General features: G+C 61.3%; 6 protein-coding genes and 2 pseudogenes. 6 read left to right on the top strand and 2 right to left on the bottom strand.

Annotated elements, in window-relative coordinates:
• Positions 1 to 175 precede the first annotated feature (175 nt).
• Entirely contained in the window at positions 176 to 2,122 is a 1,947-nt protein-coding gene (locus tag NJC40_RS20085) for a BCCT family transporter (RefSeq protein WP_253140932.1), read from the bottom strand.
• 537 nt (positions 2,123 to 2,659) lie between these two features.
• Between NJC40_RS20085 and betB the strand changes: the two genes are divergently transcribed.
• Both betB and betA read left to right on the top strand, forming a co-directional pair.
• Positions 2,660 to 4,132, top strand: coding sequence for a betaine-aldehyde dehydrogenase (gene betB / locus NJC40_RS20080; RefSeq protein WP_253140821.1), 1,473 nt, complete (start codon positions 2,660 to 2,662; stop codon positions 4,130 to 4,132).
• 142 nt (positions 4,133 to 4,274) lie between these two features.
• Positions 4,275 to 5,954, top strand: a pseudogene (gene betA / locus NJC40_RS20075) (choline dehydrogenase); the annotation flags it as partial.
• Positions 5,955 to 6,086: 132 nt separating this feature from the next.
• Here betA and NJC40_RS20070 read toward each other — a convergent pair.
• The gene (locus NJC40_RS20070; protein WP_253140822.1) at positions 6,087 to 7,433 is read right to left on the bottom strand and encodes an LLM class flavin-dependent oxidoreductase; all 1,347 of its coding nucleotides are present in this window, start codon (positions 7,431 to 7,433) and stop codon (positions 6,087 to 6,089) included.
• Between the two features lie 345 nt (positions 7,434 to 7,778).
• Here NJC40_RS20070 and tauA point away from each other — a divergent pair, with 345 nt between their 5' ends.
• From tauA to tauD, 4 genes and pseudogenes are all read left to right on the top strand, one after another.
• Positions 7,779 to 8,759 carry a taurine ABC transporter substrate-binding protein gene (tauA, locus tag NJC40_RS20065; protein ID WP_253140823.1) on the top strand — a complete coding sequence of 327 codons (981 nt, stop codon included), beginning with the start codon at positions 7,779 to 7,781 and terminating at the stop codon, positions 8,757 to 8,759.
• A 226-nt stretch (positions 8,760 to 8,985) separates the two neighbouring features.
• Positions 8,986 to 9,780, top strand: a complete 795-nt coding sequence (gene tauB / locus NJC40_RS20060; protein WP_253140824.1) for a taurine ABC transporter ATP-binding subunit — start codon at positions 8,986 to 8,988, stop codon at positions 9,778 to 9,780.
• Positions 9,781 to 9,866: 86 nt separating this feature from the next.
• A pseudogene (gene tauC, locus NJC40_RS20055) lies at positions 9,867 to 10,625 on the top strand (taurine ABC transporter permease TauC); the annotation flags it as partial.
• 14 nt (positions 10,626 to 10,639) lie between these two features.
• On the top strand, positions 10,640 to 11,473 hold the full coding sequence (gene tauD / locus NJC40_RS20050) for a taurine dioxygenase (RefSeq protein WP_253140825.1): 834 nt from the start codon (positions 10,640 to 10,642) through the stop codon (positions 11,471 to 11,473).
• Positions 11,474 to 11,803: the final 330 nt, after the last annotated feature.

Below are 11,803 nucleotides of genomic sequence, written 5' to 3'. Positions count from 1 at the left end.
CGGGATCGTGTGAAATTCGCTTTGGACATAATCTAATTCCAAATCATGCGAATGATTGATCATTTGATTTCCATCAAATGATTGGCGCCACCTCGTAGGAGCGGCCAGGCGGCTACACGCTTGAGCTTTGAAGCCTTCGCGGCTGAAGCCGCTCCTACGAGAAATCTACTGAAGATCAGGTATACACCCGGTCCAGGCGATGTTGGTGGGTGTCGAACTGATCGAGTACGTCCTGGGTGATCTGCTCCTGGGTAAAGCCCATCAGGTCGTACTCCTGGCTGCCGGTAAACAGATACACCTCGGCCCGGTAGAAACGCCTGCGTGGCTCACTGTCGCCGTCACTGCCGAGGTCATTCGGTGCCGCCAGATAACCGTCCAGGCTGACTTCGTAAACGAACGGGTTGCCCTCCTCCAGATCAATGCGCAAACCCATCATCGAGCGCGACTGCCCTACCCGGCTGACCACCTCAAAACCCCGCTCCTGCAATTGCAGCACGGCGTCCTTCAGCGCGGGACTGACGTGTTGATCCATGAAGCGCTGCACCGTGGCCTGGTTAGGTTGCAGGTCCATCTGGCCCAACCGCTCGGCAAAACCGCGCCGCCCGCGAGCGGCCAGTTCGGCTTTGGTCTGTTCCTGCAACTGGTCCTGCTGCATGGCCTTGTACAAACCATACATAAACACCGCCAGTACCACCGAGAACGGCAGCCCCGCCAGCACGACCATGGTCTGCATCGCCTCGAAGTTACCCGCCAGCAACAGCCCGATGGTCACCAGAGTGATGATCGCCGACCAGACGATGCGCATCCAGTGCGGTGCGTCTTCGTCCACATCGCCGCCCTTGCAGGAAAGGTTGGCCATCATCACCGCACCGGAATCGGCCGGGGTCAGGAACAGCACGAAGCCGACGAAAATTGCCACCCCGACCACCACCTTGGCGGCCGGGAAGTACTCCAGCAGTTTATAGATCGACATGGCCGGCTGTTCCACGGCGATCTTGCCCAGCTCCGCAGCGCCGCCGTTGATCACCAGGTCCAGTGCGGTATTACCGAAAATCGACAGCCAGGCCAGGGTGAAGCCCAGCGGGATCAACAGCACGCCGGCGACCAGCTCGCGCACCGTGCGGCCACGGGAGATTCGGGCGATGAACATGCCCACGAATGGCCCCCAGGAAATCCACCACGCCCAATAGAACACGGTCCACAGCCCCAGCCAGCGCTCCGAGCGCGCGGCGGCGTTCTCGTACACGTAGAGATCGAAGGTCTTCAGCACCAGGCCATTGAGGTAGTCGCCGATATTCTGCACAAAGCCGTTGAGCAGGTACTGGGTGGGGCCGGCCAACAGCACGAACAACAACAGGCTGCTGAACAGCACGATGTTCAGGTTCGACAGGCGGCGAATACCGTTTTCGACACCGGAAACCGCCGCAATGGTCGCCACAGTGCTCATCACCAGAATGACGATCAGCAGGTTGCTGTTGCTGTGCTCAATGCCAAACAGATACTCCAGCCCTGAGGCCACCTGCATCGAACCGATGCCCAGGTTGGTGACCAGGCCCAGCAGGGTCACGAACATGCCGAAGATGTCGACGGTGTCTCCCGCCACGCCCTTGACCCAACGTTCCCCCATCAGCGGGTACAGCGCCGAGCGCAGTGCCAGCGGCTGGTTGTGCCGGTAGGCGAAGTACGCCACCGCCAGCCCGACCAGCGCGTAGATCGCCCAGCCATGCAGCCCCCAGTGCAGAAAGGTCAATTGCAGCCCCTGCCGCGCCGCCTCCAGGCTGGCCGCAGGGCCCTCGGGCGGATTGAAGTAATGGTCCAGCGGCTCGGAAGCGCCGAAGTACAACAATGAAATGCCGATGCCGGAAGAGAACAGCATGCCGGCCCAGGCGCCGTAGCTGAAATCGGGCTGATCATCCTTGCTGCCCAGTTTGAGTTTACCGAACGAGCTGAACGCGATACCGATCACGAACACCAGGTAGGCGGCAATCATCAACATGTAGTACCAGCCGAAATTGCGCGACAGCCAGGCCTGGGCCTGCCCCAGCACACGGCCAGCGGTTTCGGGTGCAGCGATCAGCAAGGCAGTCAATAGCAGGACCAACAGCGCCGAAGTGAAGAACACCACGCGGTTGACCCTTGGCTTCTCGGTGGAAGCCTTTATCAGGGAGGCAGAACTCATTGCACGGCTCCAAGGCAGAGCGAGGTGAATAACGCCGCAGGCTAAAGCCGGCAGCCCATGTGTGCCGGCATCCATGAGTCAGGGCGCATCAGGCGGCGCACGGCTCCCACCTGTCTGCGCAAGTATCGTGAATCGGGAGCCGCTGCAGGACTTGAGCGAACGTGCAGCGAAATATCGCGAACGTCTGGCGTCATGCCCTGTCACAAACTTTACGGAATGCCTCTCTGCGACCGCTTGACTGTTCAAGGAAACAGCCAACAGCGGCAGATTGTCGCAGAGCTTATTTGTTATTGATTGATTGTTCAATATAAAAAAGGTAGGCTGAATTTCGTTATCACGGCCAGCCATGGCCCGACCTTTGGCGGCCCTATGCGCCGGTGCACCGCACCGCACGAATGAGAAATCGCGCCTGAGTCCTGGCTCCTTGCATCTGGATCAGGATGCGAATCGCCAATCAACCATTTGCCTTGCGAGAACCCTATGGCCCGTTTTGAAACGCAAAAACTCTATATCGATGGCGGTTATGTCGACGCCAGCGGCACCGAGACCTTTGACGCCATCAACCCAGCCAACGGTGAAGTCCTGGCCAAGGTGCAGCGCGCCACTGCCGCTGACGTTGACCGCGCGGTGAAGAGCGCCGAGAAAGGCCAGAAAGTCTGGGCTGCGATGACCGCGACCGAACGCTCGCGGATTCTGCGCCGCGCCGTGGACATCCTGCGTGAGCGCAACGACGAGCTGGCTCAGCTCGAAACCCTGGACACCGGCAAGGCCTATTCGGAAACCCGCTACGTCGACATCGTCACCGGTGCCGATGTGCTGGAGTACTACGCAGGCCTGGCGGTCGCCATTGAAGGTGAGCAAATCCCGCTGCGTGACACATCCTTTGTCTATACCCGCCGCGAGCCACTGGGCATCACCGCCGGTATCGGTGCATGGAACTACCCGATCCAGATCGCCCTGTGGAAGTCGGCCCCGGCCCTGGCCGCCGGCAACGCGATGATCTTCAAACCGAGTGAAGTCACCTCCCTGACCACCCTGAAACTGGCCGAGATCTTCACCCAGGCCGGCCTGCCCGATGGCGTGTTCAACGTCCTGACCGGCAGCGGCCGGGATGTCGGTAGCGCACTGACCGAACACCCGCAGATCGAGAAGGTCTCGTTCACCGGTGGCACCAGCACCGGTAAAAAAGTCATGGCCAGCGCGTCGGCTTCGAGCCTCAAGGAAGTGACCATGGAACTGGGCGGCAAGTCGCCACTGATCATTTTCGCCGACGCCGACCTGGACAAGGCCGCCGACATCGCAATGATGGCCAACTTCTACAGCTCCGGTCAGGTGTGCACCAACGGTACTCGCGTATTTGTACCGACCGCGCTGAAGGCCGAGTTCGAAGCGAAGATCGTCGAGCGCGTCAAACGCATCCGGGTTGGCGATCCGACCATCGAGACCACCAACTTCGGCCCGCTGGTCAGCTTCGCGCACATGGAAAGCGTGCTGGGCTACATCGCCAAGGGTAAAGAACAAGGCGCACGGCTGCTGATTGGCGGCGAGCGCCTGACTGAAGGTGCACTGGCACAAGGTGCCTACGTGGCGCCGACGGTATTCACCGACTGCACCGACGAGATGACCATCGTGCGCGAAGAAATCTTCGGCCCGGTGATGAGCATCCTGACCTACGACAGCGAAGAAGAAGTCATCCGCCGCGCCAACGACACCGACTACGGCCTGGCTGCCGGTATCGTCACCCAGGACCTGACCCGCGCCCACCGCGTGATTCACCAGCTGGAAGCCGGTATTTGCTGGATCAACGCCTGGGGTGAGTCGGCCGCGCAAATGCCGGTCGGTGGCTACAAGCAGTCTGGCGTCGGCCGTGAAAACGGCATTTCGTCGCTGGCGCAGTACACCCGCATCAAGTCCGTACAGGTCGAGCTGGGCGACTACGCCTCCGTTTTCTGAACAACGCGATATTGAGTAAACGCGGTAGGAGCGACCTTGGTCGCGAAGGGGCCGTATCAGGCGCTACATCTTTAGCGCCTTCAAGTCCGCCTTCGCGAGCAAGCTCGCTCCTACAATTGCCCCATGATAGAGGACGCATTTTATGTCCCAAGAATACGATTACATCATCATCGGTGCCGGCTCGGCCGGTAACACCCTCGCCGCGCGCCTGACCGAAGACCCTGGTGTCACGGTGCTGCTGCTTGAAGCCGGCGGCCCTGACTACCGCCTCGACTTCCGCACCCAGATGCCGGCAGCACTGGCCTTTCCGCTGCAGGGCCGCCGCTACAACTGGGCCTATGAAACCGATCCTGAGCCGCACATGAATAACCGGCGCATGGAGTGCGGTCGCGGCAAGGGCCTTGGCGGCTCGTCGCTGATCAATGGCATGTGCTATATCCGCGGTAACGCCATGGACCTCGACGGCTGGGCTCAGTTGCCGGGCCTGGAAGACTGGAGCTACCTGGACTGCCTGCCCTACTACCGCAAGGCCGAAACCCGCGACATCGGCGCCAACGACTGGCACGGTGGTGAAGGTCCGGTCAGCGTGGCGACGCCCAAGGCCAACAACAACCCGCTATTCGCCGCGATGGTCGAAGCCGGCGTGCAAGCGGGTTACCCGCGCACCGAAGACCTCAACGGCTACCAGCAGGAAGGCTTCGGTCCGATGGACCGTACCGTGACCCCGAAAGGTCGTCGTGCCAGCACCGCCCGTGGCTATCTGGACACCGCCAAACAGCGCGACAGCCTGACCATCGTCACCCACGCCATGACCGACCGCATCGTGTTCAACGGCAAACGCGCCAGTGGCGTGCGTTACCTGATCGGCGACAGCAGCGCTGTGCATGAAGCCTGGGCACGCAAGGAAGTGCTGCTGTGCGCTGGCGCGATTGCCTCACCGCAGATCCTGCAGCGCTCCGGTGTCGGCCCGGCCGAACTGCTGGAAAAACACAATGTACCGGTGGTCCACGACTTGCCGGGGGTCGGCGAAAACCTGCAAGACCACCTGGAAATGTACATCCAGTACGCCTGCACCCAGCCGGTCTCGCTGTACCCTTCGCTGTTGTGGTGGAACCAGCCGGCCATTGGTGCCGAATGGCTGTTCAACGGCACCGGTATCGGCGCCAGCAACCAGTTCGAGGCCGGCGGTTTTATCCGTACCCGTCCCGAGTTCGAATGGCCGAACATCCAGTACCACTTCCTGCCCGTCGCGATCAATTACAACGGCACCAATGGCGTCAAGGAACATGGCTTCCAGGCTCATGTCGGCTCGATGCGCTCGCTGAGCCGTGGCCGGGTGCAGATCAAGTCCAAAGACCCGCACGAGCATCCAAGCATCCTGTTCAACTACATGGCGACCGAGCAGGACTGGCAGGAATTTCGTGATGCGATCCGGATTACCCGCGAGATCATTGCCCAGCCGGCACTGGACGCTTACCGTGGCCGCGAGATCAGCCCGGGCCTGGAGGTCAAGACCGACGAGCAGCTCGATGCGTTCGTGCGTGAGCACGCCGAAACCGCGTTCCACCCGTCCTGCTCGTGCAAGATGGGCACCGACGATATGGCAGTGGTCGATGGTCAGGGCCGTGTCCACGGCCTGCAAGGCCTGCGGGTCGTCGATGCGTCGATCATGCCGGAGATCATCACCGGCAACCTCAACGCCACCACCATCATGCTCGCCGAGAAGATCGCCGATCGCATCCGTGGTCGTCAGCCGCTGCCACGCAGTCATGCCAAATACTTCAAGGCCAATGGTGCTCCGGTACGTCGCGCGCCAATGCGCAAGACTGAACACACCGACGGCATCCCGGCACTGGAAGCAGTGCAGGAAGCTGTTGTAGCGCCAGAGCCGGTTACCCAATAAACCCCGCAGGAGCAGCTTCAGCTGCGAAAGGCTTCGCAGCTGAAGCTGCTCCTACGGGAACGGTATGCCGCCCAGACCAATGTCGCTCACAGGATGTCTACGCCACTGTGGCCGTGGCAATCCCAGATGCTCGCGTAACGTCCGCCCTTCATAGCGCTCGCGGAACAGCCCGCGCTGGCGCAGGATCGGCAGCACCCCTTCGACAAAAGCATCCAGCCCTTCAGGAAAATGCGCCGGCATCAGATTGAAACCGTCGGCGGCTTCGTTCTCGAACCAGGCGATCATCTCATCCGCCACTTGCTGAGCGGTGCCCACCACAATCCGATGCCCACGCGCCCCGGCAGCCAGGTGACAGACCTGACGCAGGGTCAGACTGTCCTTGTGGCTCATGTCGAGCAGCAACTGCGCACGGCTTTTCATGTTTTCCGGTAGCGGCAGCTCCGGTAGCGGTTGGTCCAGGTCGAAGCCGCGTACGTCATGCCCCAAACGATCACTGACCAGCGCCAGCGCGGCGTCCAGGTCATTCCACTGCTGCAGACGCTCGAAATGCTCCAGCGCCTCACTCATGGTACGGCCGATGATCGGCATGATGCCGGGCATCACCAGGCAATGTGCCGGGTCACGACCCTGCCCGGCCGCGAGGCGTTTAAGGTCGCGGTAAAAGGCCTGGGCGCTGGGCAAGTCTTGCTGGGCGGTGAACACCACCTCGGCAATTCGCGAGGCCAGCGCCATGCCCGGCCCCGACGAGCCGGCCTGAACCAGCACCGGATGGCCCTGCGGCGCACGGGTCAGGTTCAACGGACCCGCAATATTGAAGAACTCGCCCTGGTGATCCAGGCGGTGCATCTTTTCGCTGTCCAGGTACACACCGCTTTGCGCATCGCGCACATAGGCTTCGTCCTCGAAGCTGTCCCACAAGCCGCGCACCACATCAACGAACTCTTCGGCCTGGGCATAACGCCGCTCATGGTCAGGGTGCTTGCCCAGGCTGAAGTTCGCCGCGCTGTCGTAGCCGGTGGTCACCACGTTCCAGCCGGCCCGGCCGTTGGAAATATGGTCCAGCGTGCCGAACTGCCGGGCAATATTGTAAGGCTCGCCGTAGGTCGTGGAGGCGGTGGCGACCAGGCCAATACGCTCGGTGACCGTTGCCAGCGCCCCGAGCAGGGTCAGCGGCTCGAAGCGCACGATCATTGACGGCGGTTCCTGCGGGCCGGTGACCAGCTTGTCACCGAAAAACACCAGGTCCAGGCAGGCCCGCTCGGCGCTTTCGGTCAGGCGCCGAACCAGCGCGAAATTTTCGCTGCCGCTCTGCGCGCCAGGGTAACGCCAGCCGGAGGCATGATGACCGGCAGCCTGGATAAACAAACCCAGGCGCATCTGTTTGGGGGTATGACTCATAAGTGTTCCGCAGCGATCTGACCAAGATCATCCGGCTATATCCTTAGCACTCAAGGTTATAACAAGACCCAATATATAAAGCCTGCAATGATAAATAAACGTGATGATTCTGGCTATTAGCCGGGCCTTTATCACAGCCTCGCGGTCTGACAGACGCGAGCCAGAGCCTGGCCTGCTGAACTTCCTAAGCTAATGCCAATTAATTATTGGATTGGCCTTTTTTATAACTTCAATATCTCTTCAGCGGACCTCAGCCGCGTTGCCTGGCTTGCGTGACTGCCCTGCATTTCATCTTTACATGCAACGGCGCCAGCCAAATTTATGACTTATTGAAGAAGACTCGTCATGGCCCATAAAGCGTTCATTCGTCCTTTGCTCACCGCGCTGGCAGCTTCTCTGCTGGCCTTGAATGTCCAGGCAGCTCCATTGGTGGTCGGTTACCAGACCGGCGTTGACCCCAGCAAAGTGCCGCAGGCTGACGGCGCCTATGAAAAAGCCATTGGCGAGAAAATCGACTGGCGGCGTTTCAACAGCGGCCCGGAAGTGGTGACCGCGCTGGCCTCCGGCGACGTCCAGATCGGCAACCTGGGCTCCAGCCCGCTGGCTGCCGCCGCTTCGCGCAAGCTGCCGATCGTGGCGTTTATCGTCTCGGCACAGATCAACTCCGCCGAGGCTCTGGTCGTACGCAATGGCAGCGGCATCAATAACCCGCAAGAACTGGTCGGCAAGACCATCGCCACCCCGTTCGTGTCCACCTCGCACTACAGCCTGCTGGCCGCCCTCAAGCAATGGGGCCTGGAAGGCAAGGTCAAAGTGGTCAACCTGCAACCTCTGCAAATCGCCGCCGCCTGGAAACGTGGCGACATCGACGGTGCCTTTGTCTGGTCGCCGGCCCTTGGTGAAATTCGCAAGACCGGCAAGGTACTGACCGATGCCGCAGAAGTCGGCCGTTGGGGCGCACCGACCTTCGAAGTATGGGTGGCGCGCAAGGACTACGCCGAAAAACACCCAGAGGTGGTAGCCAAGTTTGCCAAGGTTACCCTCGACTCTTTCGCTGACTACGCCGCCAACAAGGCCAAGTGGACCGCCGATTCAGAGCAGGTGAAAAAGATCGCCAAACTGACCGGTTCCAACGCCGAAGACGTGCCTGATCTGCTGGCCGGCTCTGAATACGCCGACGCCCAGACCCAGCGCTCTGCCACTCTGCTCAGTGGCGGCACGGTCGACGCCGTAGCCAAGACCGCCGCGTTCCTCAAAGAACAAGGCAAGGTTGAAACCGTACTCAGCGACTACAGCCCTTACGTCAGCGACAAATACATCCAGTAGGACCGGCTTTAGCCGCAATACTGGTCAGTTAGACCGGTGGGAGCCAGCTTGCTGGCGAAGACGGCGGCATATTCACAGCAGATGTAGTGTTTTTACTGGCCTCTTCGCGACCAAGGTCGCTCCCACCGGGGGCATACAGTACTTAAATGAACAGTATTGGCTTTAGCCGGGAAGCTTTAGCTAAGAAGCTCTAGCTGCCAAACCAGTCGATCAAACGGGAGGCCCCATGGCCCTGCTGCAACTTGAACGCGTCAGCGCTCATTACCCTGGCGCCGCCGAGCCGGTGCTGGCCGACATCTCGCTCACCCTCGGTCCTCAGCAATTGCTGGTGGCCCTTGGGCCGTCGGGCAGTGGCAAGACGTCCCTGCTGAACCTGATCGCCGGTTTCGTAGCGCCCAGCAGCGGGCGGATCACGCTCGATGGCGTTCCGGTACAAGGCCCCGGCGCCGAACGCGGTGTGGTGTTCCAGGATGACGCCCTGCTGCCCTGGCTCGATGTGCTGGCCAATGTCGGCTTTGGTCTGCAACTGGCCGGTGTGGAGCGCAGCCAGCGCGAGCAGACCGCCCGGCAGATGCTGGCCCTGGTGGACCTGGCCGGTTTCGAGTCGCGGCAGATCTGGGAGTTGTCCGGCGGTCAACGTCAGCGCGTCGGCCTGGCGCGGGCATTGGCGGCCGATCCACGCGTGTTGCTGATGGACGAGCCATTCGGTGCCCTCGATGCGTTCACCCGCGAACAGGTTCAGGAACTGCTATTGACCATCTGGCAACGCACCCATAAGCCGGTGTTTCTGATCACCCATGACATCGAAGAAGCGGTGTTCCTCGCCACTGACCTGATTCTGCTGGCGCCTTCGCCTGGCCGGATCGATGAACATCTGAAACTCGATTTTGGCCAGCGCTACGCCGCTGGCGAGCCGGCCCGGGCGATCAAGTCCGACCCAGCCTTCATCGCCACCCGCGAGCACGTGCTTGAGCGGGTGTTTTCGCAACGCAGCGCCAGCGGGCGCAAGGAGGTCGCATGAGTGGCGCACAGATCAGCCAGCAAAGCCTGGCCCGAGCATCCACACAGTCGGCAGACAGTCCGCCCCGCGCACGGGCAAGACTGGGCATCCGGAGCATTTCGGCGCTGACCTTCGGCGCGTTGTTGGCGCTTTGGTGGGCGGTCACTGCCGCACAGTGGATCGAGCCGCTGTTTTTACCCTCTCCTGCTGCCGTGCTGCAAAAGGCCTGGTTGCTGGCCACCGAGGGATACATGGAGTCAACGCTCTGGCAGCATCTGGGCGCCAGCCTGCAACGTATCGGCCTGGCGCTGGTGGCAGCGGTGGTGTTTGCCATCCCGGTGGGCATCGCCATCGGCCATAACCGTGTGGCGCAGGGCATTCTCGATCCGTTGATCGAGTTCTACCGGCCTATTCCGCCACTGGCTTACCTGCCGCTGATCGTGATCTGGTTCGGTATCGGCGAGTTTTCCAAGGTTTTGCTGATTTACCTGGCGATCTTCGCGCCAATCGCCATTGCCACGGCCACCGGCGTGCGCAACGTCGATCAGACCAAAGTGCGTGCGGCACAGTCGCTGGGCGCAACCCGCCGGCAGTTGATCCGCCATGTGATCCTCCCGGCCGCCTTGCCGGACATCCTGATCGGCATCCGGATTGGCCTGGGAGTCGGCTGGTCGACGCTGGTGGCCGCCGAGCTGATTGCTGCCACCAACGGGCTGGGTTTCATGGTCCAGTCGGCCGCGCAGTTTCTGGTCACGGAAGTGGTGGTGCTGGGCATTCTGGTGATCGCCCTGATCGCTTTCGCCATGGAACTGGGCCTGCGCGCCCTGCAACGCAAGCTGGTGCCCTGGCATGGGCGCGGGCATTGAACGAGAGAACCGGCATGAGCCTGCAAATCACCCCCATCAGCCCGGCCCTGGGCGCCCGCGTCACCGGTGTCGACCTGAGCTTGCCATTGAGCGCCGACCACCACCAGCAGCTGCATCAGGCATTGCTTGAGCATCAGGTGCTGTTTTTCCGTAATCCGCCGCTGCAGCCGGCTTCCCAGGCGCGGCTGGCCGCGTACTTCGGTGACCTGCATATCCACCCGATCTACCCCAATGTGCCTGAGCAACCTGAAGTGCTGATCCTCGACACCGAGCGCAACGACCTGCGTGACAATGCGCTCTGGCATTCGGACGTCAGCTTTCTCAAAACGCCGGCGCTCGGTGCCGTGCTCAGTGCCAAACAGGTGCCGCCCTACGGTGGCGACACACTTTGGGCCAGCAGCAGCGCGGCGTATGACGGGCTGTCTGAGCCACTCAAGCGCTTGCTCGACGGCCTGACCGCCACCCACGACCTGAGCAAATCATTCCCTGAATCGCGCTTTGCCGTGACCGATGAGGAGCGGTCGCGCTTCGAAGAAGCCAAGCGGCGCAACCCGCCCAGCAGCCATCCGGTGGTGCGTACCCACCCGGTCACCGGCCGCAAGGGGCTGTTCGTCAATGAGGGGTTCACCACGCGGATCAACGAGCTGCCTGAGCTTGAAGGCGACGCCATCCTCAGGTTGCTGTTCAGCCACGCCACCCAGCCGCAATACACCGTGCGCTGGCAATGGCAGAAGGACGACGTGGCGTTCTGGGACAACCGGATCACCCAGCACTTCGCCATCGACGACTACCGCCCACAACGCCGCATCATGCATCGCGCCACGATTCTGGGGGATGCGCCGTTCTGAAGGACCCCCTACCAGGCTAATACCAACACTGGTTAATTAGACCGGTGGGAGCTGGCTTTCCGGGGTGCCGGACCACAACGAAGACGGTGGCACATTCGCAGCAAATGCTTTGACTTTACCGACCTCTTCGCGACCAAGGTCGCTCCTACCGTGGCCATAAAGCACTTAAGCTAATGCCAGTGGCCTGACCGCCAAGGTGCCCTGCAAACTCTCTGCAGGGCACAATCCAGAAGCCTCGCCTTGAATCGTTTCACCTGTCCACACCATCACTTCGCCCAACTAAAACCGACCAGCGGTCAGATCGCCAGCTTGCTACGGTTTTCTCGGCAC

Origin of the sequence: Pseudomonas sp. 21LCFQ02, from assembly GCF_024129895.2 — a bacterium.
In the GTDB taxonomy this organism is placed as follows: Bacteria; Pseudomonadota; Gammaproteobacteria; order Pseudomonadales; family Pseudomonadaceae; genus Aquipseudomonas.
The sequence above is the reverse complement of the archived record's forward strand: the minus strand, read 5'-3'. Positions and strand labels throughout refer to the sequence as shown.

Bases quoted from the DNA above. Each gene is read 5' to 3' on its own strand.
- betB (WP_253140821.1), top strand. From the start codon at position 2,660: ATGGCCCGTTTTGAAACGCAAAAACTCTATATCGATGGCGGTTATGTC.
- tauD (WP_253140825.1), top strand. From the start codon at position 10,640: ATGAGCCTGCAAATCACCCCCATCAGCCCGGCCCTGGGCGCCCGCGTC.
- tauA (WP_253140823.1), top strand. From the start codon at position 7,779: ATGGCCCATAAAGCGTTCATTCGTCCTTTGCTCACCGCGCTGGCAGCT.
- NJC40_RS20070 (WP_253140822.1), bottom strand. From the start codon at position 7,433: ATGAGTCATACCCCCAAACAGATGCGCCTGGGTTTGTTTATCCAGGCT.
- tauB (WP_253140824.1), top strand. From the start codon at position 8,986: ATGGCCCTGCTGCAACTTGAACGCGTCAGCGCTCATTACCCTGGCGCC.